Source organism: Streptomyces flaveolus, from assembly GCF_000716535.1.
GTDB classification, from domain to species: Bacteria; Actinomycetota; Actinomycetes; order Streptomycetales; family Streptomycetaceae; genus Streptomyces; species Streptomyces flaveolus_A.
The window spans coordinates 13846-40801 of the sequence record NZ_JNWV01000056.1; the positions used below are offsets into that span (position 1 = coordinate 13846).

Annotated in this window: 23 protein-coding genes, 5 tRNA genes and 1 riboswitch; of the genes, 13 read left to right on the top strand and 15 right to left on the bottom strand. The window is 72.7% G+C overall.

Annotated features, from left to right (window positions below; genetic code table 11):
- Nucleotides 1–75: 75 nt before the first annotated feature.
- Nucleotides 76–2151: an asparagine synthase-related protein gene (locus OO52_RS41315; RefSeq protein WP_030656966.1), complete on the bottom strand. Its 2076-nt coding sequence runs from the start codon at nucleotides 2149–2151 to the stop codon at nucleotides 76–78.
- Between the two features lie 747 nt (nucleotides 2152–2898).
- On the opposite strand from OO52_RS41315, the gene OO52_RS41320 reads away from it, so the two are divergent.
- The 4 genes from OO52_RS41320 to OO52_RS41335 all read left to right on the top strand — a co-directional run bounded on the left by OO52_RS41320 (nucleotide 2899) and on the right by OO52_RS41335 (nucleotide 7835).
- Nucleotides 2899–4323, top strand: coding sequence for a hypothetical protein (locus OO52_RS41320; protein ID WP_030656969.1), 1425 nt, complete (start codon nucleotides 2899–2901; stop codon nucleotides 4321–4323).
- 89 nt (nucleotides 4324–4412) lie between these two features.
- Nucleotides 4413–5630: an L-2-hydroxyglutarate oxidase gene (lhgO, locus tag OO52_RS41325; RefSeq protein WP_030656972.1), complete on the top strand. Its 1218-nt coding sequence runs from the start codon at nucleotides 4413–4415 to the stop codon at nucleotides 5628–5630.
- 33 nt (nucleotides 5631–5663) lie between these two features.
- Nucleotides 5664–6497 carry a tRNA (guanosine(46)-N7)-methyltransferase TrmB gene (gene trmB / locus OO52_RS41330; protein ID WP_030656975.1) on the top strand — a complete coding sequence of 278 codons (834 nt, stop codon included), beginning with the start codon at nucleotides 5664–5666 and terminating at the stop codon, nucleotides 6495–6497.
- A gap of 42 nt (nucleotides 6498–6539) precedes the next feature.
- Nucleotides 6540–7835, top strand: a complete 1296-nt coding sequence (locus OO52_RS41335; protein ID WP_030656978.1) for a PrsW family intramembrane metalloprotease — start codon at nucleotides 6540–6542, stop codon at nucleotides 7833–7835.
- A gap of 73 nt (nucleotides 7836–7908) precedes the next feature.
- Here OO52_RS41335 and OO52_RS41340 read toward each other — a convergent pair whose 3' ends face one another.
- The 3 genes from OO52_RS41340 to OO52_RS41350 all read right to left on the bottom strand — a co-directional run bounded on the left by OO52_RS41340 (nucleotide 7909) and on the right by OO52_RS41350 (nucleotide 11587).
- The gene (locus OO52_RS41340; RefSeq protein WP_030656981.1) at nucleotides 7909–8853 is read right to left on the bottom strand and encodes an aldo/keto reductase; all 945 of its coding nucleotides are present in this window, start codon (nucleotides 8851–8853) and stop codon (nucleotides 7909–7911) included.
- A gap of 95 nt (nucleotides 8854–8948) precedes the next feature.
- On the bottom strand, nucleotides 8949–9986 hold the full coding sequence (locus tag OO52_RS41345) for a M23 family metallopeptidase (protein WP_030656984.1): 1038 nt from the start codon (nucleotides 9984–9986) through the stop codon (nucleotides 8949–8951).
- A gap of 10 nt (nucleotides 9987–9996) precedes the next feature.
- Nucleotides 9997–10163, bottom strand: a riboswitch (cyclic di-AMP (ydaO/yuaA leader).
- Between the two features lie 242 nt (nucleotides 10164–10405).
- Nucleotides 10406–11587, bottom strand: coding sequence for a PP2C family protein-serine/threonine phosphatase (locus tag OO52_RS41350; protein ID WP_030656987.1), 1182 nt, complete (start codon nucleotides 11585–11587; stop codon nucleotides 10406–10408).
- 124 nt (nucleotides 11588–11711) lie between these two features.
- Here OO52_RS41350 and OO52_RS41355 point away from each other — a divergent pair.
- Nucleotides 11712–11785: transfer RNA gene (locus tag OO52_RS41355), tRNA-Met, on the top strand.
- A 151-nt stretch (nucleotides 11786–11936) separates the two neighbouring features.
- On the opposite strand, the gene OO52_RS41360 is transcribed toward OO52_RS41355, so the two are convergent.
- Nucleotides 11937–13067: a dihydrofolate reductase family protein gene (locus tag OO52_RS41360; protein WP_030656991.1), complete on the bottom strand. Its 1131-nt coding sequence runs from the start codon at nucleotides 13065–13067 to the stop codon at nucleotides 11937–11939.
- Between the two features lie 70 nt (nucleotides 13068–13137).
- Between OO52_RS41360 and OO52_RS41365 the strand changes: the two genes are divergently transcribed.
- Nucleotides 13138–13665, top strand: a complete 528-nt coding sequence (locus OO52_RS41365; protein WP_030656994.1) for a MarR family winged helix-turn-helix transcriptional regulator — start codon at nucleotides 13138–13140, stop codon at nucleotides 13663–13665.
- A gap of 117 nt (nucleotides 13666–13782) precedes the next feature.
- Entirely contained in the window at nucleotides 13783–14418 is a 636-nt protein-coding gene (locus OO52_RS41370) for a GTP cyclohydrolase II (protein ID WP_030656997.1), read from the top strand.
- Here OO52_RS41370 and OO52_RS51835 read toward each other — a convergent pair.
- Nucleotides 14415–14603: a hypothetical protein gene (locus OO52_RS51835; protein ID WP_030656999.1), complete on the bottom strand. Its 189-nt coding sequence runs from the start codon at nucleotides 14601–14603 to the stop codon at nucleotides 14415–14417. The genes OO52_RS41370 and OO52_RS51835 overlap by 4 nt on opposite strands.
- An 83-nt stretch (nucleotides 14604–14686) precedes the next feature.
- The gene (locus tag OO52_RS41380; protein ID WP_030657000.1) at nucleotides 14687–15280 is read right to left on the bottom strand and encodes an NADPH-dependent FMN reductase; all 594 of its coding nucleotides are present in this window, start codon (nucleotides 15278–15280) and stop codon (nucleotides 14687–14689) included.
- Between the two features lie 141 nt (nucleotides 15281–15421).
- Between OO52_RS41380 and OO52_RS41385 the strand changes: the two genes are divergently transcribed.
- Nucleotides 15422–16108 (top strand): TetR/AcrR family transcriptional regulator, encoded by a 687-nt coding sequence (locus OO52_RS41385; RefSeq protein WP_030657001.1) that lies wholly within the window; start codon nucleotides 15422–15424, stop codon nucleotides 16106–16108.
- A 115-nt stretch (nucleotides 16109–16223) separates the two neighbouring features.
- Nucleotides 16224–16874, top strand: a complete 651-nt coding sequence (locus OO52_RS41390; protein ID WP_030657004.1) for a hypothetical protein — start codon at nucleotides 16224–16226, stop codon at nucleotides 16872–16874.
- 129 nt (nucleotides 16875–17003) lie between these two features.
- On the opposite strand, the gene OO52_RS41395 is transcribed toward OO52_RS41390, so the two are convergent.
- The 5 genes from OO52_RS41395 to OO52_RS41415 form a co-directional block, all read right to left on the bottom strand.
- A tRNA-Lys gene (locus OO52_RS41395) sits at nucleotides 17004–17076 on the bottom strand.
- Between the two features lie 99 nt (nucleotides 17077–17175).
- Entirely contained in the window at nucleotides 17176–18681 is a 1506-nt protein-coding gene (locus OO52_RS41400) for an amino acid permease (protein ID WP_030657006.1), read from the bottom strand.
- A 124-nt stretch (nucleotides 18682–18805) separates the two neighbouring features.
- Nucleotides 18806–20995: a DEAD/DEAH box helicase gene (locus tag OO52_RS41405; RefSeq protein ID WP_030657008.1), complete on the bottom strand. Its 2190-nt coding sequence runs from the start codon at nucleotides 20993–20995 to the stop codon at nucleotides 18806–18808.
- A 286-nt stretch (nucleotides 20996–21281) separates the two neighbouring features.
- The gene (locus OO52_RS41410) at nucleotides 21282–21794 is read right to left on the bottom strand and encodes a hypothetical protein (RefSeq protein WP_030657010.1); all 513 of its coding nucleotides are present in this window, start codon (nucleotides 21792–21794) and stop codon (nucleotides 21282–21284) included.
- A gap of 338 nt (nucleotides 21795–22132) precedes the next feature.
- On the bottom strand, nucleotides 22133–22483 hold the full coding sequence (locus OO52_RS41415; protein ID WP_030657012.1) for a metallopeptidase family protein: 351 nt from the start codon (nucleotides 22481–22483) through the stop codon (nucleotides 22133–22135).
- Between the two features lie 60 nt (nucleotides 22484–22543).
- On the opposite strand from OO52_RS41415, the gene OO52_RS41420 reads away from it, so the two are divergent.
- From OO52_RS41420 to OO52_RS41435, 4 genes are all read left to right on the top strand, one after another.
- Nucleotides 22544–24100: a metallophosphoesterase family protein gene (locus tag OO52_RS41420; RefSeq protein ID WP_030657014.1), complete on the top strand. Its 1557-nt coding sequence runs from the start codon at nucleotides 22544–22546 to the stop codon at nucleotides 24098–24100.
- An 80-nt stretch (nucleotides 24101–24180) separates the two neighbouring features.
- Nucleotides 24181–24253: transfer RNA gene (locus tag OO52_RS41425), tRNA-Glu, on the top strand.
- A 36-nt stretch (nucleotides 24254–24289) separates the two neighbouring features.
- Nucleotides 24290–24364: transfer RNA gene (locus OO52_RS41430), tRNA-Asp, on the top strand.
- A 24-nt stretch (nucleotides 24365–24388) separates the two neighbouring features.
- Nucleotides 24389–24462, top strand: a tRNA-Phe gene (locus OO52_RS41435).
- Nucleotides 24463–24555: 93 nt separating this feature from the next.
- Here OO52_RS41435 and OO52_RS41440 read toward each other — a convergent pair.
- From OO52_RS41440 to OO52_RS41450, 3 genes are all read right to left on the bottom strand, one after another.
- Complete coding sequence (locus OO52_RS41440; RefSeq protein WP_030657017.1) at nucleotides 24556–25758, bottom strand: site-specific integrase; 1203 nt, start codon at nucleotides 25756–25758, stop codon at nucleotides 24556–24558.
- Nucleotides 25758–25955 carry a helix-turn-helix domain-containing protein gene (locus tag OO52_RS41445; protein WP_030657019.1) on the bottom strand — a complete coding sequence of 66 codons (198 nt, stop codon included), beginning with the start codon at nucleotides 25953–25955 and terminating at the stop codon, nucleotides 25758–25760. Before OO52_RS41445 ends, OO52_RS41440 begins: the two co-directional genes overlap by 1 nt.
- A 181-nt stretch (nucleotides 25956–26136) precedes the next feature.
- A partial coding sequence (locus OO52_RS41450; RefSeq protein ID WP_037630874.1) for a DUF3631 domain-containing protein occupies nucleotides 26137–26956 on the bottom strand: 820 nt, incomplete at its 5' end.

Below are 26956 nucleotides of genomic sequence, written 5' to 3' on the forward strand. Positions count from 1 at the left end.
CCGAGCCACCTCACCGCCCTCGCCCCACCGCTCCAGCCGTCACCTCTCACACGCCCACCACTCCGACCCCACCGCTCACGCCCCCGGCGTAAGCGCGCTTCGCCTCGGCTGAATCCCCGAAGGGACCGCGCGGGAGCGGGTCGGGGTGCCCGTCCAGCAGGTGCCGCGGCGGGAGAGGAGGCGACGGAGCCAGAGTTCGAGGGAGACGAGGTCGGCCAGGCCGTCCAGCGGAAGGGCCTCGCCCGCCGCGGCGGAGCGCAGCGCCTTGCGGACGACCCGCGCCTCCACCAGGCCCGCGTCGGCCAGCAGCGGCGTGGAGAACAGGTCGAGGAGGGGGTCGGCGGCCGCACGCAGCCCCGCGCGCGCTGCCGCCGCCGAGGATCCGTGGGAGGGCGCGCCCCAGCCGGGCGGGAGGTCGGTGACGCCGGCGCCTTCCAGGACCGTACGCAGGATGGCGGCGCGGGCGCCGGGCCGGACGCGCAGGGCCTCGGGGAGGTCACGGCAGGCGCGCACGACCTGGTTGTCGAGGAACGGCGCGTGCAGCCGCTGGGAGCGGATCTCCGCGGCCTGCTCCAGGACGCGGAGGTCGGCGGCGTGCCGGGCGAGTGCCGCACGCGCGCGGTAGTCGCCGGGGCGCTGCACGCCGGTCGCGGAGCGGTCCGCCTCCGCCTGGAGCAGAACCGATACTTCAGCCAGCGCCTCCCCCGTCAGCCACCGCGCGGCGGGCCCGGGTCTCGCCCAGGCCAGCGCGGCGAGGGACGCGCCGACCGCCCCCTTGGGCTCGTCGAAGCGGCGCCGCATCAGCCGCTCGGCCAGCACCTCCAGGCCCGCCCGGTAGGGGGTGCGGGCCAGGCGCCGGGCCGCGCTGTACACGCGCGCGGGGACCATCACGGAGCCGTCCGCGCGGGTGAGCGCGGCGACCGGCCGGACCAGGTGGCGCCGCTTGCGGTCCACCAGCAGGTCGGCGAGGCGGGCGGGGTGGGCGTCCAGGACCTGGCGGGCGCCGTGGCCGGTGAAGTGGTCGGCGCTGCCGGCGGCGAGCCGCGCGCGGTGCCGGGCCGCCTGGACCAGGGAGGGGCCGGGTTCGTCGGTCAGCGGGCCGTCGAGGTCGGCGTACGGCAGGGTCTCCTCGCCGCCGGTGACGACGACGTGGTGCAGCCGGGGATTGGCGGCCAGGGCCCCGGCGCTTTCGAGTTCGGCCTCGCGGCCGGTCACGGCCAGATCGTTGAACGTGACGGCGAGGAGCCGTTCGCCCGCGCCCGTGCCGTGGCCGAGGAGCGTGCCGGGTCGGCCGGGCAGCCCGGCGGCCAGCAGGGCGAGCGTGCCGGAGGCGGGTCCGCCGGACAGGTCGGCGCCGATGCCGGGGACCGGCATCCCGCGCGCGGCCCGCCGCTCGGCCGGCCCCATGCCGGGCACCGGCCCAGGGTCCAGGTCGGGCACGTGCCGGGGGGCCGCCAGCCGGGTGCGGACGGCCTCCACGAGCGCGTCCCGGACGGCGTCCACGGCGCGGCCGGGGTCGGCCGGGGGCGCGGCCACGGCGAGGGAGGCGACCGGCTCGTACCCGGCGACCTCCCGCGCCCCGGCGCGCAGCACCAACGCGTGCCCCGGCGGAATGCGCCGTACGCCGTCGTACGGGGTGCTGTCGCGCAGCGCGGCCGGGACGTCCGGGGCGGCGAGCAGGGCGGCGAGGTGGGTGAAGTCGAGGTTGGCCTCGACGAGGTCGGCGAGGGGCAGCGCGGCGGTGGCGTAGGCGGTGCCGCCGGCCCAGGGGGTGTAGAACACCGGCCGGGCGCCCGCGAGATCGCCGCAGACGGTGATGCGGCGGCCGGCCTGGACGACGGCCGTGTAGCTGCCGGGCCAGGTGGTCAGGTGGCGCACCGCGCCCCCGCGCGCGGTGAACAGGCCGCGCCGCAGCTCCTCGTCGGTGGCACCGCAGATGCCGAGGACGGCGATCCGGTGCTGTGCGTCGGCGTGCACCACGCGCACCTCGTCCGGGCGCCAGTCGCCGACGGCCCACAGCGGATCCGGGTCGCCCCACAGGAGTTGGGAGCCGACCGGGTGCAGGGTCTCGCCGTCGTACCCGACGGCACCGGCGAAGCCGATCCCGGCGGCGCCCGCGGCGGTGCTGCTCCAACCCACCAACCACCGCATCGACGCCTCCACAGGCTGTGGACGAACAGTGCACCGTACGAACCGGACCCCATGCTGCCATGAAGGGCGCACGGGAGAGGGACGGCGGCACCGCCTTCGATCGAGGGAAAGTCCCGGGCAACACGCGGGAAACAGGCGGCGCGGGCCTGGGGAGTTGGCGGACTGCCGTCGCGTGCGAGGTGGGCGCCACCAGGACGGAACCGCACGAGCCCGGCGCGAATGCGCCCCCTGTGCGCTCCCCCAAACCGCCCTTCACGCCCTCAAGTTGCATGGTCGGAGCGGCAATTGAGCACACTCACCAGGGGGCGGTTTTCGGCCAATTAAATGGAGGGGCACCGGAGATGAGCACGCTCCGTACAGGCCTGCGGAGCGCGCGGCGGTCCACACGCGCGCACGGTCCGGGAGGCGGGCATCGCCTCCCGGACCGGTCCGCCACCCGCGGGGATGTAGGTGGCGGTGTCCCCCAGCCCACTGGATCCAGTACAGCGGGCCGACCCACGCAAGAGCCATGGAACCGCTCCCCGGGTGGCCGGAGAAGAGCGCACGGACGGGCGCACGGCCACACGTGCGGGGGCACGCGGCGGCAGTCCGTGCACGGTGCGTACAGGGCCCGGACTTGCGTACGGACCACAATCCCGCCAACCGGAACAATGCCCCTTAACGCTTGGGATGCGGCGAACTACGCTGGGTTTACGAATGCCGCGTGGTTATGCCAGCGCGGCAGCCGTCTGTGTCGAGGGGTGGCGCATGTCCAGGGAGCAACGCGGGCCGAACGAAAAACTCGGCGCCGTTCTCGCCCTCGCGGGAATCAGCAACGCGGGTCTCGCCCGCCGCGTCAACGACCTCGGCGCACAACGCGGGTTGACGCTTCGCTACGACAAGACGTCCGTGGCGCGCTGGGTGTCGAAGGGCATGGTGCCGCAGGGTGCGGCACCGCACCTCATCGCCGCCGCCATCGGCCAGAAGCTCGGCCGGCCGGTGCCGCTCCACGAGATCGGCCTGGCGGACGCGGATCCCGCGCCCGAAGTGGGCCTCGCCTTCCCGAGGGACGTGGGCCAGGCGGTGAAGTCCGCGACGGAGCTGTACCGCCTCGACCTCGCCGGCCGCCGCGCCGGCTCCGGCGGCATCTGGCAGTCGCTCGCCGGGTCGTTCGCAGTCAGCGCATACGCAACGCCCGCCTCACGCTGGCTGATAACCCCCGCCGACAGCTCGGTCGCGCGGGAGGCGGGCTCCGCCGAGGGGTCCGGCGCACCGATCAAAGTCGGCCACAGCGATGTGCAGAAGCTCCGGGAGGCCGCCGAGGACGCCAGACGGTGGGACTCCAAGTACGGCGGCGGGGACTGGCGTTCGTCGATGGTGCCGGAGTGCCTGCGGGTGGAGGCGGCCCCGCTGCTGCTCGGCTCCTACTCCGACGAGGTCGGCCGCGCCCTGTTCGGCGCCTCGGCCGAACTCACCCGGCTCGCCGGGTGGATGGCCTTCGACACCGGGCAGCAGGAGGCCGCGCAGCGGTACTACATCCAGGCGCTGCGGCTCGCGCGCGCGGCGGCGGACGTCCCGCTGGGGGGTTACGTCCTCGCCTCCATGTCGTTGCAGGCGACCTACCGGGGCTTCGGCGACGAGGGCGTCGACCTCGCGCAGGCCGCGCTGGAGCGGAACCGCGGGCTGGCGACCGCGCGGACGATGAGCTTCTTCCGGCTGGTCGAGGCGCGGGCACACGCGCGCGCGGGAGACGCGCAGGCGGCCGGCGCGGCGCTGAAGGCGGCGGAGGGGTGGCTGGAACGCTCCCGACCCGGCGACAACGACCCGACCTGGCTCGGTTTCTACGGGTACGACCGGTTCGCCGCGGACGCCGCCGAGTGCTACCGCGATCTGAAGGCGCCGCGTCAGGTGCGGAGGTTCACCGAGCAGGCGCTGTCGAAGCCGACGGAGGAGTTCGTGCGGTCGCACGGGCTGCGGCTCGTCGTCTCCGCGGTCGCCGAGCTGGAGTCCGGCAACCTCGACGCGGCGTGCGAGCAGGGGGTGCGGGCCGTGGAGGTGGCCGGGCGGATCTCGTCGGCCCGGACGACGGAGTACGTGAAGGATCTCCTGCACCGGCTGGAGCCGTACGGCGACGAGCCGCGGGTGGTGGAGCTGCGGGAGCGGGCCCGGCCCCTTCTGATGGCGCCGGCGTAGGGGCCGCTCCCCCGCGCCCCCTGGGCGGTCCTGCCGTGACCCGTGTTTGAAGGCGTTCTCAGTGGCGCAGTGCACTATCGGAGGCGGAGGTGGTGCAGGTGCGGGCCGGGGCGTACGACTGTGATGTGCTCGTGATCGGTGGGGGGATCGTCGGGCTGTCGACGGCGTACGCGATCACGCGGGCCGCGCCGGGCACGCCCGTGACGGTGCTGGAGAAGGAGCCGGGGCCGGCCCGGCACCAGACGGGGCGGAACAGCGGGGTCATCCACAGCGGGATCTACTACCGGCCGGACTCGCTCAAGGCGCGGTACGCGGTGCGGGGCGCCGCCGAGATGGTGAAGTTCTGCGCCGAGTACGGCATCGCGCACGCCGTCACCGGCAAGCTGATCGTCGCCACCGGGCGGGAGGAGCTGCCACGGCTGCACGCGCTGGTGCAGCGGGGGCGCGAGAACGGCATTCCGGTGCGGGAGCTGGGACCCGCGCAGATCACCGAGTACGAACCGGAGGTGCGCGGCCTCGCCGCCATACACGTCGCCACGACCGGGGTGTGCGACTTCGTGGGCGTCGCGCGCGAGCTCGCGCGGGCCTCCGGGGCGGAGATCCGTTACGGCGCCCGGGTCGTGCGGGTGGACCGGCGGCCGGAGCGGGGCGTGGCCGTGCTCACCGCGAGCGGGGACGTCGTCCGCGCGCGCGTGCTGGTGAACTGCGCCGGGCTGCACTGCGACGAGGTGGCGCGGCTGACCGGTGACGACCCCGAGGTGCGGATCGTGCCATTCCGCGGGGAGTACTACGAGCTGGCGCGGCCGGAGCTGGTGCGGGGGCTGGTGTATCCGGTGCCGGACCCGGCGTTCCCGTTCCTCGGGGTGCATCTGACGCGCGGGATCGACGGGGGCGTGCACATCGGGCCCAACGCGGTGCCGGCGCTCGCCCGGGAGGGCTACGACTGGGGGGTCGTACGGCCCCGCGAGCTGGCCGGGACGGTCGCCTGGCCGGGTTCCTGGGCGATCGCCCGGCGGCACTGGCGGTACGGCGCCGGTGAGCTGCGCCGGTCGGTGTCCAAGGGGGCGTTCCTGGAGGCCGTGCGAAGACTGCTGCCCGCCGCGGAGGCGGAGGACCTGGTGCGGGCCCCGGCCGGGGTGCGGGCGCAGGCGGTGCTGCGGGACGGGACGCTGGTGGACGACTTCCTGATCCGGGAAGGGGCGCGGGCGGTGCACGTGCTGAACGCGCCGTCTCCCGCGGCCACGGCTTCGCTGCCGATCGGGCGGGAGATCGGGCGCCGGGCGCTGGCGATGCTCGGCTCGCTGTAGTGGGCCGTCGGCACCCGTAAAATCGGTCGTACTGTGTCTGACTCCCTGAACACCCCCGCCCCGCCCCCGGCCGCCCACGGCCCCGGTGTCGCCGTCCGGCACACCCGGGCCAAGGGGGAGCCGCGTTTTCCCGACGGGCCCAAGGCCGATCCGGCCGGGTCGCACTTCGAGCGGCGGATCCGGAGCTTCCAGCCGCGGCGGAGCCGGGTGACGGCCGGGCAGGCCGACGCGTTGCAGCGGCTGTGGCCCACGTGGGGGCTGGACATCGACGGGCAGCGGGTGATCGACTTCGGCGCGCTGTTCGGCAACGACCACCCCGTGGTCCTGGAGATCGGGTTCGGGATGGGCGAGGCCACCGCGCAGATGGCCGCGGGCGACCCGGACACCAACATCCTGGCCGTCGACGTGCACACCCCCGGCCAGGGCAACCTGCTGGCTCTCGCCGACCGCAACGGCCTGTCCAACGTCCGGGTGGGCAACGGCGACGCGATCATCCTGCTCCGGGAGATGCTCCGCCCGGACTCGCTGGACGGGCTGCGCGTCTACTTCCCCGACCCCTGGCCCAAGAAGCGGCACCACAAGCGGCGGCTGATCCAGCCCGAGTTCCTGACGCTCGCCGCGTCCCGGATGAGGCCCGGCGCGCTGCTGCACTGCGCGACCGACTGGGAGCCGTACGCCGAGCAGATGCTGGAGGTGCTCACCGCGCACCCCGACTTCGAGAACACCCAGGCGGACGGCGGTTTCGCGCCACGCCCTGAGTTCCGGCCACTGACCCGTTTCGAGGGGCAGGGACTGGACAAGGGTCATGTGGTGAACGACCTGCTGTTCCGGCGCGTACCGCACAGGACCGCTGAGCAGGGCCGATAATCCGCTCCAGCCCCTCGCCCCGTCACCGTTAGGGTCGATGCCGTGGCCACCAGTCCTCCGTTTCCGACGTATCCCCCGCGCCCCGGCGACGGTGTGCTCCGCCACCCGCACTGGTGGCAGCGCAGGTGGGTGCGATACGGGGCACTGAGCACGCTGCTGGCCCTGTCCGGCCTGGTCATCCTGGCGCTCGTACGGCGGCAGACCGGCACGGAGGGCTTCCTCGTCGGCCTCGGGCTGGCCGTTCTGCCCGTGCCCTGGCTGATAGCCGCCTTCCGGTGGCTGGACCGGGTGGAGCCGGGCCCCTGGCGGAACCTGGTCTTCTCGTTCGCCTGGGGGGCCTGTGCGGCGGCGCTGATAGCCATCGTCGCCAACAGCTTCGCGACCAAGTGGATCGCCACCTCGACCGCGGATCCGGCCAGTGCCGACACGCTCGGCGCCACCGTGATAGCCCCGATCGTGGAGGAGTCCGCGAAGGCCGCCGCCGTCCTGCTGGTGTTCCTCTTCCGCCGACGCCACTTCACCGGGATCGTGGACGGGGTGGTGATAGCGGGCGTCACCGCCACCGGGTTCGCGTTCACCGAGAACATCCTCTACCTCGGTACGGCCTTCGGGACCGACCAGCTCACCGGCGACCGCGGCATCGCCTCCGTCACCGCCGCCACCTTCTTCGTGCGCATCGTGATGTCCCCGTTCGCGCACCCCCTGTTCACCGTCCTCACCGGCATCGGCTTCGGCGTCGCCGCGCTGTCCGCCGAGCGGCAGCACGCGCGGCGGGTGCTGCTGCCGGTCTGCGGGCTGCTGCTGGCGATGGGCATGCACGCCTTCTGGAACGGCTCCTCCACCTTCGGCGAGTACGGCTTCTTCGCGGTCTACGGCGCGTTCATGGTGCCCGCGTTCGCGCTGGTGACCTGGCTCGCGATCTGGACCCGGCAGCGGGAGCTGCGGACCGTGCGGGCGGAGCTGCCCACGTATGTGCTGGCCGGGTGGCTGGGGCCGGCCGAGCCGCTCGCGCTCGGGTCGATGCGGGCGCGCCGGATGGCCCGGGACTACGCCCGGCACCACCACGGGCGACAGGCGGCGCGGGAGGTGGCCCGGTACGAGGCGTGCGCGACCTCGCTGGCGTTCCTGCGGCACCGGGGCCGGAAGGGGAAGGCCGGGCCCGACTTCGTCGCCCGGGAGCGGGAGCTGCTGGACGAGCTGTGGAAGCGCAGGCAGGTGGCCCGGCCCGCGCTGGAGTACGCGAGCAGGGCGTCCGTTCCGGCGCCCGTGCCCTGGGGGGCGGCGCCGTACGGGTATCCGGCGGTGCCGTATCCCGCGTACAACCCGTACCGGACGTAGCCGCGGGGGCTGACGAGGGACGGCGCCGCCGGGCCGCGCCGTCGTGGCGGAAGGGGTCAGCGGCGCAGAACGGTCAGGCGGACGCCTCCGTCAGCCGGGCCACCTCGGCCTCGGTCAGGTTCAGCTCCGCCACGCCCAGCAGCGCCGGGAGCTGTTCCACCGTCCTCGCCGAGGCGATCGGGGCCGTGACCGTGGGCTGGGCGGCGAGCCAGGCCAGGGCGACCGTCGCGACCGGGGCCTCGTGGGCCGCGGCGATCTCGTCCAGGGCCGTGAGGACCTTCTGGCCGCGCTCGGACTCCGCGTGCTTCTGGGCTCCTTCGGCGCGGGCGCTGTCGACGGTCTTGCCGGGCCGGTACTTGCCGGTCAGGAAGCCCGAGGCGAGGGAGAAGTACGGGACGGCGGACAGGCCCTCGCGGGCGACGAGGTCCTGCAACGGGCCCTCGTAGGTGTCCCGGGAGACCAGGTTGTAGTGCGGCTGGAGGGCGACGTAGCGGGCGAGACCCTCGCGGTCGGAGAAGTCGAGGGAGGCCCGCAGCCGCTCGGGGCTGATGTTGGAGGCGGCGATGTGCCGGACCTTCCCGGCCTTCACCAGCTCGTCCAGCGCGCCGATGATCTCCTCGACCGGCACCTCGGGCTTGTCGAAGTGGGTGTAGTAGAGGTCGATGTAGTCGGTGTCCAGGCGGCGCAGAGAGGCGTCGGCGGCGGCCTTGATGTTGGCGGCGGACAGGCCCTGGTACTCCGGGTGCTGGCTGACCTTGGTGGCGATGACGACGTCGGAGCGGTTGCCGCGGGCCTTGACCCACTTGCCGATGATCGTCTCCGACTCGCCGCCCTGGTTGCCCTCGATCCAGGCGGAGTAGGAGTCGGCGGTGTCGATGAAGTTGCCGCCCGCGGCGGTGTAGGCGTCGAGGACGGCGAAGGAGGTCTGTTCGTCGGCGGTCCAGCCGAAGACGTTGCCGCCGAGGGAGAGCGGGAAGACCTCGAGGTCGGAAGAGCCGAGTTTACGAAGTGACGTCATACGTCATGCCAACACCGGCGGTGGGTGATCGCATCCCACCGCCGGTGCGGAGTGCCCGCCAAGATCCGGCAAAGGTTCCCGCGCGGACGGGACCGTCAGGGGGTGAGGCCCTTGTCGCGCAGCCACACCATCGGGTCGATGCCGGTGGCCTGACCGCCGGGGTGGACCTCCAGGTGGAGGTGCGGGCCGGTGACGTTGCCGGTCGCGCCGACGCGGCCGATGACCTCGCCGGTGGTGACCTTCTGGCCGACGGAGACGTTGATGGAGGACTGGTGGCAGAACCACAGCTCGGTGCCGTCGTCCAGGGTGAGGATCGTGCGGTAGCCGTAGGAGCCGGCCCAGCCCGCCTCGGTGATCGTGCCGCTGTGCACGGCCTTGATCAGGGTGCCGGTGGGAGCGGCGAAGTCGAGACCGGTGTGGTAGCCGGAGGACCACATCGCACCGGCCTGGCCGAAGGTCGAGGTGATCGTGTACGAGGAGGTGGGCAGCGTGTACTGCTTGGCCAGCCGGGCCAGCCGCTCCTCCTCGGCCTTCTTCGCGGCGGCGGCCTCCGCCTTCTCCTTGGCCGCGGCGGCCTTGGCGGCGGCCTCCTTCTCGGCCTGGGCGGCGGCGTCGGCGCTCTGCTTCTCGGCGGCGGCGAGCGCGGCGGCGGTGGCCTTGCTCTCGGCCTGGCCCTGCTGCTGCTCGGCCTGGGCCATGATCCGGTTGCGCAGCGCCTCGCCCGCGTCGGCGGTGTCCTCACCGGCGGCCGTGGTCACGCCGACGCCGCTCAGCGTGGTCGTGGCGGCCTCGGCCGGCTGGGGGTCGGCGGAGTCGTCGTCGAAGAGGGAGCCGACCGAGGGCAGGTCCGGCAGGGAGATGGAGACCGGCGGCTTGCCGGTGTTGGCGCTCGCCATGCCGCCCGCGCCGACCGCGGCCATGACACCGACGCCGAGGACGGTGGAGCTGCGCGCGAAGCCGCCGCGCTGCTTGGCGACGCGGTGCCGGCCGCGCACCGGGGCGACGGACTCCTCGGTGGGGTTCCACTCCTCCCAGGGGCCCTCCTCGGCGTGGTAGGCGCCGTAGCCGAAGGTCTCGGGCTCGCGCTGTGCCGGGATGAACGGGGCTTCTGGGACAGGCCGGTTGGACGCCACGCGGGCGTGCTCCTTTCCTTCCTTTCGCCTACCGGGTTAGCTGACGGGTTCGGAGCAGGAAGGTCTCCTACGCGCGTATACCGGTCGTGGACTCCGTGAGTTCACGGCGGCATCCGCGTGATTCACCCCAGGGTGGTGGTTCCCCGGCTCCCTTGCGGGATTCGGCGCGTGCGCACGGAGCCGCCTCTTGTGACGGCTGTGACGACCGCGCTGCGTTATCGAACGTTAATAGACCTGACAGTCACTTTCCAAGCCGTTCGGCTTGATCATTCGCGTCTTTACCCGCGGAGTTATCGGCCACTACCCCGTCAAAACGGGCGAGTTGACCGGGCGTCGGTCCCGTTCAGCAGTCACTTTCGGTTTTGATGGTGACTCAGATGTTATGCGTACGGCGCTCGTCCGGTCACCTTCCGTGAGGTTCAGGGCCGCCGTACGGCGAGCAGCGCCATGTCGTCGGTCATGCCGCCACCGGAGTGCCGGCGCACCTCCTCGGCGAGTCGGCCGACGAGCGCGGCCGGCCCGGGGAAGGTGCGTCCCGCGAGCCGCCGTTCGGGCTCGTAGAACCGCCCGTGGGCGTCCCGGGCCTCGGACAGGCCGTCGGTGTGGAGCAGCAGGGTGGCGCCGCTCGGGAAGGCGGTCTCGGTGGCCCGGTCCGGCCACAGCCCGAGGTCGCCCATGCCGAGCGGCAGCGCGGGCTCGGCGGGGGCCAGGGTGCGCAGGGTGCCGTCGGCGTGCAGCAGCAGCGGAGGCGGATGGCCGCGGTTGACGATCCGTACGACGCCGTCGCCGTGCGGGAGTTCGGCGAGGACCGCGGTGGTGAACCCCTCGAAGGCGTCGATCCCGTCGCGCCGGGTGCCCTCGCGGGCCAGCGCCCGCTCCAGCCGCTCGGCGACCGCCTCCAGCGTGGCCTCCTGCTCGGCCGCCTCCCGGAACGCGCCGATCACCACGGCCACCGCGGCGACCGCGCCCATGCCCTTGCCGCGCACGTCCCCCACGACCAGCCGGACGCCGTAGGGGCTGTCCTGCACCGCGTACAGGTCGCCGCCGATGAACGCGTCCTGCCGTGCCGCCTCGTAGCAGGCGGCGATCTCGTAGCCGCCGATCCGCTCGTCCGGCTCCGGCAGGACGGCCCGCTGGGCGGCCTCGGCGATCTCCCGGGCGGAGGCGAGCCGCCGGTCGCCCCGGCGGACCACCCGGTTGATGGCGACGGCCAGCAGGGCGACCGTGGCCACGGTGACCACGTCGGTGAGGGTGCCCACGGCCGGATGGACCCCGGCGTCGGTGTGCACGGCGTAGGCGGCGGCGAGGGAGGCGAGTCCGGTCAGGACGGTGGTGCGCAGCGACGACAGGGGTGCGGCGACCAGCGGGGCCGCGGTGAAGAACGGGACGGCGGTGAAGTCGTCCGGGGCGAGCAGGCCGTACAGGACACCGCAGACGACGAGGAGGGCGGGCAGGGCGCGGGCCAGGGCACGGGGGCCCGGGCGGCGGCGGGCGCGCACCGGAACCGGTTCGTCGCCGAGGCCCGGATCGGGCACGGGGTCGCCGGGGAGCCGGCCGCCCGCCCTGGCGTACGGGGTCTCCTCCACCTTTCCAGGGCGCACCGCGTGTCTCCCAGTTGTCCGACGTACCTCCAGGTTTCCGGGCCCCGGGACGGGCGGCGACCGGTGTGGGCCGAAAGGGGTGTGCGAGCGGTCCCGCGCATGGCGTACACTGGAGTCACAACGACGCGGGGTGGAGCAGCTCGGTAGCTCGCTGGGCTCATAACCCAGAGGTCGCAGGTTCAAATCCTGTCCCCGCTACTGAAGGCTCAGGGCCCGGAATCCACTGGATTCCGGGCCCTGAGTCGTTTCGGGCTCGGCCGAGCGCCCCATCAGGGGCGCGGGGACCGCGCGACCAGCCGAAACGCGCCCGCACCCGCCCACCATGCGGCCATGGCGGGCGGGCAGGACCTCACAGCAGGTGAACGTTCGGCGCCTTGGCAAGCTCCTCCAGCTCGGGAAGCACGACGACCCGGGCACCCCCCGCGACCAGGACCCCGCTTCCGTCGGCCCCCGCCACGAAGGTGTCCGGCTCACGCCAAGCGGTGACCACCCTCCGCACCCCCGCCCGCAGGATCAGCTCGGCACAGGGCGCCGGCCGGGACGCACGACGCGCACACGGCTCCAGGCTGCTGTACACCGTGGCACCGGCCAGCCGCGCATCGCCCGCGTCGATCTTCGCGAGCGCCGCCTCCTCCGCGTGCACGACGGGATCGGCGCCCTCCCGCGAATGGCCCCGGGCCAGCTCCGTACCGTCGGCGGCGACGACCACCGCACCGACGCTGAACGCCGTCTCCGACGGGGGACACAAGGCCGCCAGTTCGCAGGCGGTCCGCAGCCAGTGGCGGTCGGCGGCGGTGGCGACCGCCCCGGTGCCGGGGGCCGTCGGCAGGTACCGCACGAGTACGACGTCCTCGATCCGGCGGGTGTCGAGCAGGCGCAGCCGGCCGGGCTGGTAGGCCCCCGGCCCGAACAGGCGGGGCGCCGCGGGGTCGCCGACGAACAGCGGGGCGAGGACGAGCTGGAGTTCGTCGGCGAGGCCCTGGTGCAGGAGCTGGGTGTGGACCGTGCCGCCGCCCTCGACCATCAGGCGGCCGACGCCGCGCACGTCGTGCAGGTGCTCCAGCAGGGCCCGCCAGCCCAGGGCGGGACCGAGCGGGACGACGTCGGCGGTGCGCCCGAGGAGGCGGGCGGCCCGCTCGGCGCCCCGGTCGGTGGTGTACACGATCTTGTCGCCGCCGGTGTGCCAGAAGTTGGCCCCGGGGTCGAGGTCGCCGGTGGCGGTGACCGTGACCTTCAGCGGGTACTCCGGCTTGCCCTCCGCCACCCGGGCCGCGCGCCGCTCGGCGGAGTTGACCAGCAGGCGGGGGTTGTCGGCGCGGATCGTGCCGGCGCCGATGAGGATCGCGTCGGCCGAGGCCCGTACCTCGTCGACCCGGTCGAAGTCGGCCGGGCTGGACAGCAGCAGGCGCTCGGGGCCGGTGTCGTCCAGGTAGCCGTCGAGGGAGACGGCGGCGGACAGCAGCACGTACGGCAGGGGCATCGGCGCCCTCTCTTCCGGAGGCCGACGGGATCGGCTTGGTTCAAGTTTTAAACAAACCTACACTGGCGGCATGACGACCCGCTGGCTCACCCCCGAGGAGCAGCGCGCCTGGCGCGCCTACATGGCCGCCTCCCGCCTCCTGGAGGACGCGATCGACCGTCAGCTCCAGCAGGAGGGCGGTATGCCGCACCTGTTCTACTCGGTGCTGGCCAACCTCTCCGAGGCCCCCGACCGGCGGCTGCGCATGACCGATCTCGCGGAGACGCTCAAGATCACCCGCAGCCGGCTGACGTACGCGGTGACCCGGCTGGAGCGGGACGGCCTGGTGCGCCGGGAGAACTGCCGCTGGGACAAGCGCAGCTCGCTCGCGGTGCTGACGGACGAGGGGATGGCCGTCCTGGAGCGTACGGCACCCGGACACGTCGAGACGGTCCGCAGCACCCTGTTCGACCGGCTCACCCCGGAGCAGGTGGGGCAGTTGGAGGAGATCTGCACGGGGATCGCGCGCGGGCTGCAGGGCGAGGACGACGCGTCCGGTACCGACGACGTCCCCTGGCGGCGCCGCTCGTCCTGCTCGTCACCGCCGGCGTCCTCCTGAGCGGGCCGGGCCGGTCGCCTGGGGCCGGGCCAGGCCAATTGCTTTAACTTTTAAGCAGGAGTAGGGTCCATGCGAACCGCTGCTTCAAATCTGAAGCAACTGTCCCGGAGGACCCGCATGCCCGACATCCCCGCCGCCACTCCGCGTGCCCGCGTCCGGGTACCGCTGCGCTTCGCCGACGGCTACGGCGCCGACGCCGAACTCGTCACCTTCCACGGCCTCGTCGACGGCCGGGAGCACCTGGCCGTCGTCCTCGGCGACCCCGGCCCGGTCCCGCTGGTGCGCCTGCACTCCGAGTGCCTGACCGGGGACGTCTTCGGCTCGGCCCGCTGCGACTGCGGACCGCAGCTGCGCGAGGCGGTCGAGCGCATCGCCGGCCGCGGCGGCGTCCTGCTCTACCTCCGCCAGGAGGGCCGGGGCATCGGCCTCTACAACAAGCTCGACGCGTACGCCCTCCAGGACGAGGGTCTCGACACCTACGCGGCGAACGCCGCCCTCGGCCTGCCCGAGGACGCCCGCGACTACACGGCCGCCGCCCAGATGCTCGGCGCCCTCGGCATCGGCGAGCTGGACCTGCTCTCCAACAACCCCGACAAGGCCGAACAGCTTCGCTCGCTGGGGATCGCAGTACGGGACCGGGTGCCGACCGGCGTCTTCACCACGGCCCACAACGTCCGCTACCTGCGCGCGAAGGTGCTCCAGACCCAGCACACGCTCCCGCTGGCCGAACTGACCGAGCTGACGGCGGGCTAGCCGGCCGCCGGACGCCCGGGGAGCCGGAGGGCCGAGAGGATGCCGAGGGCGAGCAGGGCCGCCGTCACGGCGTAGGTGAGGCGGAAGCCGGCCGGGGAGAGGGCGGTCGAGGAGGCGGTGGCCGGGCTCGCCGCGTCGGGGGAGGGAGCGGACCGGGCCGGACCGGCGGGCCGCGGACCGCTCATCGCGCCGCTCCCCGGGCCGGTACGGGGGTGCTCGTCGCGCCGCTCCCCACAGGCCGTACGGGAATGCTCATCGAAGCCACCCCTCAGCCCGCGTAGGGCCGCTCGGCGCGCGCGGTCCGCAGAACCCGGCCCCACCAGGTGAGCTGGCCGAGCATGCCCTTGGCCGCGCCCGCGCACACGTCGGCGTCACGCGGGACACCGTCCTCGCCCAGGCCGGACCAGGGGCCGTGCAGGCTGACCGAGTCGCGCACGGTCACGGCGTGCAGCTCGGCGAAGACCAGCCTCAGCTGCTCCACCGCGCGCAGCCCGCCGCCGAGACCGCCGTACGACACGAAGCCGACCGGCTTGGCCTGCCACTCCCGGTGGTGCCAGTCGATGAGGTTCTTCAGGGCCGCGGGGAAGCTGTGGTTGTACTCGGGCGTGACGATCACGAAGGCGTCGGCGGCGGCGAGCCGCGGAGTCACCTCCTTCAGCGCGGCGACGGTCTCGGGGCCCGGGGTACCGCCCCAGCCGGGCAGCACCAGCGGCAGGTCCACCTCGGCGAGGTCGACGACGTCGAGGTCGAGGCCCGGGTCGGCGGCGGTGGTGAGGAACCAGTCGGCGACGGCCCTCCCCAGGCGCCCCTCACGCACGCTGCCGACGACGACGGTGACGCGAAGCGGATCAGAAACGGACACGGCTGTCCCCCTTGTGGATGTGGGTCCGGCGGCCGCATCCGGCGACCGCCCCGAGATGAAAGTACAACGCTCGTTGTAAAAATTACAACGCTCGTTGTTACTCGGTTAGAGTGGGCTCGTCACGACGGAAGGGGCCACAGCGTGGGCGAGACGAACGAGTCCCGGCTGGAGCAGGCACGGCGCGAGGTGTCACCGCGCAAACTGCAGAAGCAGATGGCCATCGCGAGCGCGGCCTGCACGGTCTTCGGCCGCGAGGGCTACGCCCGCGCCTCGGTCGACGCGCTCGCCGCCGCGGCCGGTGTGTCCACCCGCACGCTCTACAACCACTTCCCCGGCGGCAAGGCCCAGCTCTTCCAGACGGTCGTGACCTGGACGTCGAGCGAGGTCCGGGACGCCCAACTGGCGCGCCTGCACGCCGTACTGGATCCGGAGCGCCCGCCGCACCCCGACGACCTGGAACGCGACCTGGTCGCGCTGGCCCGCGCCTTCCACGGGCTCATGACCGACTACGCGAACCACTTCGCCCTGGTCCGGCACATCCATGCGGAGGCCGACCACGTCCCGCCCGAGGTCCTCGAGGCCTGGCAGGAGGCAGGCTCGGAACCGGTCGGCCGGGCCCTCACCGAGGCGATGGCCCACCTCGAGGACGCCGGCCTGCTGGACCTCCACGGCGACGCGGCCGTGGCCGCCGGCCACTTCACGGCCCTGATCTCGCACCGCATCGTCCAGACGACCCACTACGGCGTCCTGCCCCTGCCGGAACCGGAGACGGACCGCCTGCTCAGGGCCGGTGTGAGCGCGTTCCTGCGGGCGTACGGGGCGGCGTAGCGCGAGGGCGAGTCCCCTTTGCCCCGGATCGCGGATTACCTCACCTCGTATCACCATGGATCTGGTCTGTACCAGGACTGACGGGCCCCGTGCCCGCATCACCGTGGAGGTCGCCGTGTCGGAATCCAACGTGACCGGCCAGGACGCCGCGCCGTCCCGCACCGCACGCTCGCGCCCGAGACGGATCATGTACGGCATGGGCGCGGCCCTCACCGGCGTACTGGCCGTCTCCTCCTGCGGCGGAGGCAACGGCGCCGGCGGGACCTCCACCCTCACCCCGACCGCGCCCGCCACGTCGAACTTCTCCGGCACCGTGCCGTCCGGCATGTCGTCCTGGGCGGAGTCGAAGAAGGCGGAGGCCAGCGCGTCCGCGTCCGCCGCGGCCTCGTCGGCCTCCGCCCGCGCGTCCGAGTTCGAGGCATCCGTGTCCGCGGACACCGAACGCGCCCGCGCGGAGGCCCAGAAGCAGCTCGCCAAGGTGAAGGGGCGGGGCAACGCGACGAACGACGTCTCCATGACGGGCGTCCCCCTGTCCCAGACCAACAACGTGCGCGCTCTCCTCGTCACGATGACCAACCGCACCGACAAACCCGCGTCGTTCGCGGTCCAGGTCGACTTCAGCGACTCCCACGGGAAGGTCGTCGAGACCGTCGTCGTGGGCGCGCAGAACGTCAAGCCGGGGCAGAAGGCGGAGCGCTACGCCATCAGCCACAAGCCTCCCGAGCCCCACCTGACCGCCGAACTGGCCAAGGCGCAGAGGTACTGACAGCGCGGGGGCCGGCACCGAGGCACCGGCAACAGCGGCCCGGGAACGCGACAGCGCCCGAGCCGGCCGAAGCCGTCCCGGGCGCTGTGCCGCAGGACGGAGGGGACGACCCCCCGGGCCCGCGGACGGTAGGCCGTGTGGGACTCGAACCCACAACCAAGGGATTAAAAGTCCCCTGCTCTGCCAATTGAGCTAACGGCCCGTGCGATGTTGCCTGTCCGAGCATAGCCGGACGAGGCCGTGTCGCCGATCGGGTATCGGGGACACGGCCACGTCGGATGACGCCGGAGTGGGGGGATGGTTACTTTTCGGCCGGGATGGGAGCCGGGGCGGGGCGCCGGGTGAGGAACCAGTGGCGGGCCGAGGCCAGCCACCAGGTCGCCGCGAAGCCGAGGACGACCAGGACGGCGACCGGGGCGTAGTTGAACGTCTTCCAGGTGACCGGGGAGACCTGCGGGAGCATGAACAGGACGGTGATCGCCAGCACCCAGGTCACCGAGAGCACTCCGACGAGGCGGGACCAGCGGCCCAGGTGCCAGGGGCCGGGGGTGAACGCGGTGCCCTTGCGGACGCGGAGGAAGGTCGGGATGACGTACGCGATGTAGAGGCCGATCACCGCGATGGACGTCACCGCCGCGTAGGCCGTCGTGTTGATCAGGTACGGCAGGCCGAGGGCGAGCGCGCCGAGCGCGGCCAGCCACACCGCCGCGACCGGGGTCCGGGTGCGCGGGCTGACCGTGTGCCAGACGCGGGAGAGGGGCAGCGCGCCGTCCCGTGAAAAGGCGTAGATCATGCGGCTGTTGGCGGTGACCGAGGCCATGCCGCAGAAGAGCTGGGCGCCGATCACCACCAGCAGCAGGAGCTTGCCGGCCGTGGCGCCGAGGGCGTCCAGGAGGATCTGGGCGGGCGGCGCGCCGGTGGGGGACGTGAGGGCCCCGTCGTACGACTGGATCGCGAACGTGAAGCCCAGCAGGAGGACGAAGCCCGCGATCCACGACGTCCAGATGGAGCGGACGATGCCCTTCGGGCCCGCGGTGGCCGCGTCGTGGGTCTCCTCGGTCATGTGGGCGGAGGCGTCGTAACCGGTGAAGGTGTACTGGGCCATCAGGAGACCCAGGAGCACCACGTACGCGCTGCTGCCCCAGCCCGTCTCGTTGACGAAGTGCGTGAAGACGAAGGACGCCGACTGGTGGTGGTCGGGGACGAACGCCAGCGCGCCGACGATCACCGCCACGCCGAGCACGTGCCACCACACGCTCACGCTGTTCAGGAGCGCGACGATCCGGACGCCGAAGGTGTTCAGCAGGCCGTGCAGGAGGAGGATCGCCGCGAACAGCAGCACCGTGCGCCCGGGGGTCACCTCGAAGCCGAACTGGAGGTTCAGGTAGGCGCCGAGGAAGGAGGCCGCGCCGAAGTCGATGCCGGCGGTCACCGCCACCTGGCCCAGCACGTTGAACCAGCCCGTGAACCACGCCCAGGCCGCCGCCGAACGCGGGGGCGCCAGGCGGTGCGCCCAGAAGTACAGGCCCGCCGAGGTCGGGTAGGCCGAGCAGATCTCCGCCATCGACAGGCCCACGAACAGCGTCATCAGGCCCACCGCCACCCAGCCCCAGGTGATCACCGCGGGGCCGCCGGTGGTCATGCCGAAGAGGTACAGGGTCAGGCAGCCGGACAGCACCGAGATGATCGTGAAGGAGACGGCGTAGTTCGAGAACGCCGACATACGGCGGGCGAGGACCTGGGTGTAGCCGAGCTGGGCCAGCCGTTCCTCGTCCGACAGGCCACCGGCGCTCACGTCATCTGTCATGCCCCCAGCAATTCCCTCCCTGCGGGCGTGACATGCGTCACTCGGTGACCGGAAACCGACCCCGGGCATGCGGAAGGGCCCGTACGAACGGTGTCGTACGGGCCCTTGCTCAGCTCACTCGGTGTCAGCCGTTGCGCTTCCAGCGCGGCTTGTCGTCGCGGCGGCCGAAGGAGCCGGTGCCGCGGTGGTCGTCACGACGGCCGTAGGGGCGCTCGTGGCCGCCGGCGCGGAAGCCCGGGCGGTCGTCGCGGCGGTCGCGGTTGAACGGGCGGTCGCTGCCCCGGTGGCCACCGCGCTCGTCCCGGCGGAAGCCACCGCGGTCGTCACGGCGCTCGAAGGAACGACCACCGCGGTCACGGTCGAACGGACGGCGCTCGCCCCGCTCGCCGCGGTCGTCGCGACGCTCGAAGCCACGGCCACCGCGGTCGTCCCGACGGTCGTCACGGCGCTCGAAACCACGGCCGCCCCGGTCGTCACGACGCTCGAAACCACGGCCACCGCGGTCGTCCCGACGGTCGTCACGGCGGTCGTCACGGCGCTCGAAGCCACGGCCGCCCCGGTCGTCGCGACGGTCGTCACGACGCTCGAAACCACGGTCCCGGTCGAACGGACGGCGCTCGCCCCGGTCACCCCGGTCGTCCCGGCGCTCGAAACCACGGGCACCCCGATCGTCCCGGCGCTCGTCACGGCGCTCGAAGCCACGGTCGCGGTCGAAGCCGCGCCGCTCCCGGCGCTCGTACGGCGCCGAAGCCGCCGGACGCTCCTCGCGCTCGGTCTCGCGCGCCGCGGGCTCCTCGGCCACGGCGAGCTGCTCCGCCGCCGTCGCCTGGGCCTCGGCCACCGCCGCCTCCGGGTCGTCGCCGCGCTCGCGGGCGACCCGGGCGACCAGCCGGTCGGCCTCCTCGCGCAGCTCGGTCGCGCGGCGCTGGGCGCGCTCGAGCTGCTTGGTGAGCTGGGCCACCTCGCGCTCGGCCTGCTGGGCGGCGTTGGCGGCGGACTCGGCCTGGACCTCGGTCATGGAGCGGGCGCCGGTGATCTCGGCGACCTCCGGGTCGAAGGCGCCGGCGCCCTGGATGATGTGGCGGGCCGCGTCGACGCCGGCGTCCTCCATCAGGCGGAAGATCTGGCGCCGCTGGTGCGGGAGGGAGAGCGACACGACCGTGCCGGTGCGGCCGGCCCGGGCGGTACGGCCCGCGCGGTGCAGGTAGTCCTTGTGGTCGCCGGCCGGGTCCACGTTGAGGACCAGGTCGATGCCGTCGACGTGGATGCCGCGCGCGGCGACGTCGGTGGCGACCAGGACGTTGACGTAGCCGTCCTTGAAGTCGGCCAGGGTGCGGGTACGGGCGCCCTGGGTCATGCCGCCGTGCAGCGCGTCGGCCTTCACACCGGCCTCGCGAAGCTGCTCGGCAACGCGGTCGGCGCCGAGCTGGGTGCGGACGAAGATGATCGTGCGGCCCTTGCGGGAGGCGATCGCGGCCGTGACCGGCGCCTTGTCCTTGGGCTTCACGATGAGGATGTGGTGCGACATGGTCGTCACCGCGCCCTGGGCCGCGTCCACCTCGTGCAGGACGGGCTCGTTCAAGTAGCGGTCGACCAGGGTCTTGATCTCGTTCTCCATCGTGGCGGAGAAGAGCATGCGCTGGCCGCCGGCCGGGACCTGGTCGAGCAGCTCGGTGACCTCGGGCAGGAAGCCCAGGTCGGACATCTGGTCGGCCTCGTCCAGGACGGCGATCTGCACGTCCTCGAGCGAGCAGGCGCCGCGGTTGATGATGTCGCGCAGGCGGCCGGGGGTGGCGACGAGGATGTCGACGCCGCGCTCCAGGGCGTAGATCTGGTTGCCCATGGAGGTGCCGCCGCAGACGACCTTCATCTTCAGGCCGAGGACGTCGCCGTACGGCTGGAGGGCGTCGGCGACCTGCATGGCCAGCTCGCGGGTCGGGGTGAGGATGACCGCGCGGGGCTTGTGCTTCTGCGTCCGGCCGCCGGCCAGCTGGGCCAGGGTCGGCAGGCCGAAGGAGAGGGTCTTGCCGGAGCCGGTGCGGCCACGGCCGAGGATGTCCTTGCCGGCCAGGGCGTCCGGGATGGTCGCGGCCTGGATCGGGAAGGGGGTCGTCACGCCGTTCTGTGCGAGCTTGCGCACGATGCCCTCGGGGAGGCCGAGGTCGGCGAAGGTGGTCTGGGGGGTGTCAGCGGCCTCGGGGGCCTGGGTGACCTCGGTCGTCTCGTCGACGAGGGCGTTCTCGATCTCGGTGGTGTTCTCGATCTCGATCTCGTTCTCGGACACGACGATCTGGTCAGTACTGGACACGGACATGCGAATGCGAAACCTTCCGGAGTCTCTTCGGCACGCGCCCGTCAACTCCGTGAATCGCTCACGACCGCCTCAATGCGGTCCGCCACGGCAAAGGAGAGTACGCGCCACACGGCGCGCTCTGTGGTGGCGCCGGGCAAATGGGATCAAACGATCTACCACCATACGCACCTACCACCCCCGAAGGCAAACCGAGCCGCAGAGGCGCAGCTCACACTCTCCTTTCCGCCGCAACGGCGCTCCGCCACGCCGACGTGACACCTGGCGTCGGCCGGCCGGCCGACGGCTCTCACGCCGGCACGCCCGCCGCCGGTGCCGGCTCCCGCTGGACCAGTTGCGGCCCCGTCTCCTCGTGCGCCGACGAGGACGGCTCGGCCGACGGCGGCTCGGAGACGGGCGGCGGCGGGGTGGAGGCCGGCGGCTCGGGCGGGGCGGAGGTCACGGGGGGAGTCGGGGGAGCCTGCGTCGGCACCGGCTCGCCGGGCTCGGCGGTCTGCCCCGGCTCGGCCGGCGCGTGGGAGGCGCTGCGCGCGGCGGACGGGGTGGCCGACGCCGAGCCCGGCTTGCCCCGCTTCGCCTTGCCGCCGTGCCCGTGCTTGCCGTCACCGGACCCGCCGCCCTCCTCGGCGAAGCCGCCCGCGCCGGCCACCGGGCCGCCGTCGGGCGCCTCGCCGCCGCGCTGCCCCGCCGAGTGGGAGGGCCGGGCCCGGCCCGCGTCGTCGCCCACGTTCACACAACCGGCGGCGGCGGTGACGGCCAGTACCGCGACGGCGAGACGGACGGGTACGTACATGGGGCGCACGGCGGCCACCTCCGGGGGCAAGGAAAGGAGTCAACCTCCCCAACTCCCGCCGCCCACAAGAGGACACGCGCCCCACCCGCATCGACACCCAGCACCCGCACACCCGAGCGCGACCCGACCCCCGCCCGGCCCACGCGAACTGGCTCCGGCCCAGCACCCAGACCCACGCCTCGCCATCCGGTCACCGGCGCCCACCACACGCTGCCCCGCCCACCGGAGCATCCCGGCCCGCTCAACACCACGGCCCGCACTCAGCCGCGCGACGCGATCCCCGCCAGCACACCGGCTACGCGAATCAGGCCGCCCTCGCGAGTCGGTCCCCGTGTGCGCCGCCGTGCTCAGCCGTAGCCGAGGGCGTGCAGGCGGGCGTCGTCGATTCCGAAGTGGTGGGCGATCTCGTGCACCACGGTCACCTCGGTCTCCGCGACGACGTCCTCGCGGCTGTCGCACATCCTGAGCGTGGGCCCGCGGTAGATGGTGATCCGGTCCGGCAGGACACCGGCGTACCACTCGCCCCGCTCGGTGAGCGGGGTGCCCTCGTACAGCCCGAGCAGCTCGGGGTCGTCGGCGGGCGGCTCGTCCTCCACGAACACGGCCACGTTGTCCATGAGCCGCGTCAGCTCCGGCGGAATCCGGTCGAGCGCCTCGGCCACCAGTTCCTCGAACTCCTCGCGCGTCATCTCCAGCACAGGGTCATTGTCCGGGAACACCGCCGCATATCCACCAGGGGACGTGGGCATACGGCACCAATGGCCCGCGTCCCCGTCGCAGCCCTGAGCACCATGCTGAACCGGACCCCGAACCGCCCACGCCCCGCCCGCCCGCTTCCCGCCCTGGAACTCGCCGACCGCCCCAGCCCCTGGCTGCGCGCCCTGGGGCTCACCACGGTCGTCCTCGTCGGCGCCTGGCTGGGCCTGCTGGTCGTCGGCAACGTCCGGGCCCCGGTCGGCCCGATGGACACGACGATGGCGCTGCGCCCCTCCGTCAGCGGCGGCACGAAGATCAACGTCTCCCCGCTGGGCTCGCTCAGCCTGGACAGCCATGTGGCCCCGGTCCGCCTGGACGTGAACGTCGACCAGCTGGACCCGCTGCGCTCGCAGGCACTGGTCGACCACCCCGAGCGGCTCTCGGGCCTGCAGGACGAGGTCGCCCGGGACGTCGAGCACGGCACGCTGGACCTGGCCGTACGATCCTGCGTCGCCGTGGTCTCCGGGGCCACCGCCCTCGGCCTCGCCGTGTACCGCCGCCCGCGCCGGGCCCTGGCGGCCGGCGGGCTGGCCCTGGCCCTGCTGGCCGCCTCGGGCGTGTCGGCGTACGCCACCTGGAACCCGAAGTCGGTCCTGGAGCCGCGCTTCTCCGGACTGCTCAGCTCGGCGCCGTCCGTGGTCGGCAACGCCCGCAGCATCGTCACGGAGTTCGACGTCTACCAGAAGGAGTTGGCGCGCCTGGTGACGAACGTGACGAAGCTCTACGACGTCACCTCGACCCTCCCCGCCTACCAGCCGGACCCCTCCACCATCCGCGTCCTGCACGTGTCGGACATCCACCTCAACCCGGCGAGCTGGAAGATCATCGGTTCGCTGGTGGAGCAGTACAAGGTGGACGTGATCGTCGACTCGGGCGACACGATGGATCACGGTACGGCGGCGGAGAACGGCTTCCTCGACCCGATCCGGGACCTGGGCGTGCCCTACGTCTGGGTGCGCGGCAACCATGACTCGCGGACGACCCAGCGCTACCTGGAGCGCATGAAGAACGTGCACGTCCTGGACGACGGCAGGGCGGAGACGGTGGCGGGCCTGCGGTTCGCGGGCATCGGTGATCCCCAGTTCACCCCGGACCGCTCGGCGGTGCCCGGCGGTGACGCCTCCGAGCAGTTGGCGGGCGACCGGCTGGCCAGCGCCCTGCGCGATCAGCGGACGGCCGGCACCCCCGTGGACGTGGCGGTCGCGCACGAGCCGTCCGCCGCCCGCGAGACCGACGGCACCGTGCCGCTGGTGCTGTGCGGGCACCTGCACCACGAGGGGACCGAGCTGCTGCCGTACGGCACCCGGCTGCGCATGGAGGGCTCGACCGGCGGCAGCGGGCTGCGGGCCGTCGAGCGCAAGTACCCGGCCCCGATCGAGGCCTCGATCCTCTACTTCGACCGGGACAGCCGCAGGCTCCAGGCCTGGGACGCGATCGAGCTGGGGGGCCTGGGACTGACAACGGCCGAGGTCAGCCGCCATCTGGCGGACGAGAACCAACCGGGCGCCACCGGTGCCTCGCACTCCCCTTCCCCGACCGCTCCCAGCACCTCGCCGTAAACCGTTTTGGCGATACCCCCCGCCATCCCATATGCTTCTCACGTCCCCGACGCGCTGAGAAGCGCCCAGGCGGGCCGATAGCCCTCATCGTCTAGCGGCCTAGGACGCCGCCCTTTCAAGGCGGTAGCACGGGTTCGAATCCCGTTGGGGGCACGCAATACCGTGTGCGACACTGTTGCACGCACGCTTGGTCCTGTGGAGCAGTTTGGAGTGCTCGCCACCCTGTCAAGGTGGAGGCCGCGGGTTCAAATCCCGTCAGGACCGCTGGTGTTTCACGTGAAACACCGTGGCTGGGTAGCTCAGTTGGTACGAGCGTCCGCCTGAAAAGCGGAAGGTCGCCGGTTCGACCCCGGCCCCAGCCACAGCCGCCCTGACCAGGGCTTGAGCCCCTCTCCGACTATCACCGGAGAGGGGCTCTTTTGTGTCGTCTACGCCAACCGGTACGCCAACGGCTCTCAGGAGAGGGTGTCGCCCAGCTTCCGGAGCGCCTTCCGCTGCTCGTCCAGGGACGTGTGGGCGTAGACCTTCATGGTCACCCCGATGTCACTGTGCCCGACGATCTGCCGGACGACGTGAGGCGGCACCCCGAGATCAAGCAGGAGCGAGACGGCCGAGTGCCGAAGATCGTGGAATCGGATCTCCAGACCGAGACGCTTCCGGAGCGGGTCCCAACTCCGCCGGAGGTTGTCCGGCTCCAGCGGAGTACCGATACGGGACGTGAACACCAACCGCTGCTCCTTCCACCCCATGCCGGCCGCGGCTCGCTCCTGCGCCTGCCGCTCGCGGTGCTCGGCGAGCACCTTCACCACGAGGGGCGGCAGGGGCACTGTGCGGACGGATGCCTTGGTCTTCGGCTTGACCAGCCGCAGCTCTCCCCCGACGCGCTGTAGCGCGCGCTCGATGGTCAGCGTCTCGCGGTCCAAGTCGATCGCGTCCCAGCGCAGGCCCAGCAGCTCCCCGCGCCGCATGCCCAGGACCAGGGCGAGCACGTACAGGGCGTGCAGGCGGTCCCCCTCAGACGCGCGGAGCAACAACCGGGCATCGGCGACACTGAGACCCTTCCCGGTGTCGTAGGTGGGCGTGGGGACCTGCACAAGCTGCGCGACGTTCCGCACGATCAGCTCCTCACGCACGGCGTTCTGTAGCGCGTTACGCAGGACGGCATGGATGGACTGCACCATGCGCCGGGACAGCAGCGTCTTGCAGCACTCGCCGGCCGCGCAGCACTCCGGCTCCGGTCGCTCCTTGTCCCAGCCGTGCTTGCAGCACTGGCACTCAGCGGCGACGCGGGCGAGCCAGGTCCGGACCTCGGCGGCCCGGAGCGTGCGGATCTTCTTCCGCCCGAGACCGGGGATGAGGTGGACACGAGCCACACTCTCGTAGCCCTGGTAGGTCTTGGGACGGCGGTGGACCCTGACCACCGTGGCGAGCCAGTAGGTCAGGTAGTCCCCCAAGCTCATATTCGTGTCGGGCACCGGAATGCCCTGATTCTCCTGTGCCTGGAGTTCGGTGATCTTCTGCCGCACTTCGTCACGGGTCTTGCCGTAGACCGAGACGCGCTTGCGGATGCCGCTGGTGGTGGTCACGTACACGCGGCCGTGGTAGGTGCCGTCCTTACGGATGGTGATGCTGCCTTCGCCGTTGGCGCGTTTGGCCATCAGGCGGCCTCCCTTAGCTGGGTCTGGATGAACGTGTGGAGCGCATCGGCCGGCACTCGGCGGGACCGACCGATCTTGAAGCTCTGGAGCTGGTTCGAGCGGATGAGGTCGTAGACCTTGCAGCGGCTCAGCCGCAGCGCGGCCATGACCTCGGGGACCGTGAGCGCTTCGTGACTCGTGGGCAGAGCAGTGCTCATGCGGTGACTCCTCCGGGGGCAGTCCTTCGGGGGGCCTCTCTGAGGGCCGCTACTTCCGCTACCTCCGCTACCTCGCAGGTCAGAGACCTGTACTAGGTAGCGGAAAGGGGTAGCGGTAGCGGATGGGTAGCGGCGGGGTAGCGGCTCGCGGTGGTGCTTGCCGCTACCCCGTTGTTGCTGGTCACGCGGCGTTTTCGGTGCCGGGTAGCGGAGGTAGCGGACTTTCCGGGGGTGGGGGGCAGTAGCGGGCCCACGCGTCCCACAGATCGGCGGCGTAGTAGCCCTTGAGGACGCTTCCGGCGGTCTTGATGTTGCGGGAGGTGATGGGCTCGTTGTCGGCCGTCATGTACTCGGCGAGCATCCGGGACAGCCGTCGGTTGTCGAGCGGCTTGCCGTGGAGGTCGGCCCATGGGGCGTCGTCCAGGGCGTTGAGGCGGTCCAGGATGGCGACGGTGGGCAGGCGGTCGATGCCGGCCATGACGTGGTCGCGCAGGTCGGTCAGCAGCCGGACACCGAGACTGCCTTTGTCGTTGGCCTTGGACGCGGTGACCAGGGCCACGCACGCCTTGCGGGCCCTCTCGGGCCAGTGCCCGCCGGCCGCGTCGGCGATGGCGATCAGGGGTTCCCACACGTCGGCCGGCCGGTCGGTCACCCCGTCCGGCATGTCCGGCCACGCCCCCATGACGAACCCTCGCGCCTGCTCGGCCCACGCGGCGAGCCGGTCACGGAGCCTGTGGCCTTCGGCTTCGTGGACGCGGGCCCGGAAGGGCTCCACCTTCTCGTTCCTGGCCCGTCGGCGCATGCGGATGATGACGGAGCGGCTCATGATCGTGTCGGGCAGGGAGCCGAGTCCGGCGACCGCGACCGCGCAGTACGACGGGAACGCCTGAACGGTCTGGTTGCCGCCGTCGCCGATGCACCGGTAGGTGACCCCGGTGCGGCGGTGTCCGGCGTTGAGGAACCCGCGCAGTTCCTCGTTGTCCCCGGCCTTGGGGCCGAAG

Excerpts from the sequence above, each read along its gene's own strand:
- OO52_RS41315 (WP_030656966.1), bottom strand. The coding sequence starts at position 2,151 with ATGCGGTGGTTGGTGGGTTGGAGCAGCACCGCCGCGGGCGCCGCCGGG.
- OO52_RS41320 (WP_030656969.1), top strand. The coding sequence starts at position 2,899 with ATGTCCAGGGAGCAACGCGGGCCGAACGAAAAACTCGGCGCCGTTCTC.
- OO52_RS41340 (WP_030656981.1), bottom strand. The coding sequence starts at position 8,853 with ATGACGTCACTTCGTAAACTCGGCTCTTCCGACCTCGAGGTCTTCCCG.
- OO52_RS41360 (WP_030656991.1), bottom strand. The coding sequence starts at position 13,067 with ATGCCCCTGCCGTACGTGCTGCTGTCCGCCGCCGTCTCCCTCGACGGC.
- OO52_RS41365 (WP_030656994.1), top strand. The coding sequence starts at position 13,138 with ATGACGACCCGCTGGCTCACCCCCGAGGAGCAGCGCGCCTGGCGCGCC.
- OO52_RS41370 (WP_030656997.1), top strand. The coding sequence starts at position 13,783 with ATGCCCGACATCCCCGCCGCCACTCCGCGTGCCCGCGTCCGGGTACCG.
- OO52_RS51835 (WP_030656999.1), bottom strand. The coding sequence starts at position 14,603 with ATGAGCGGTCCGCGGCCCGCCGGTCCGGCCCGGTCCGCTCCCTCCCCC.
- OO52_RS41400 (WP_030657006.1), bottom strand. The coding sequence starts at position 18,681 with ATGACAGATGACGTGAGCGCCGGTGGCCTGTCGGACGAGGAACGGCTG.
- OO52_RS41405 (WP_030657008.1), bottom strand. The coding sequence starts at position 20,995 with ATGTCCGTGTCCAGTACTGACCAGATCGTCGTGTCCGAGAACGAGATC.
- OO52_RS41420 (WP_030657014.1), top strand. The coding sequence starts at position 22,544 with ATGGCCCGCGTCCCCGTCGCAGCCCTGAGCACCATGCTGAACCGGACC.
- OO52_RS41440 (WP_030657017.1), bottom strand. The coding sequence starts at position 25,758 with ATGGCCAAACGCGCCAACGGCGAAGGCAGCATCACCATCCGTAAGGAC.
- OO52_RS41445 (WP_030657019.1), bottom strand. The coding sequence starts at position 25,955 with ATGAGCACTGCTCTGCCCACGAGTCACGAAGCGCTCACGGTCCCCGAG.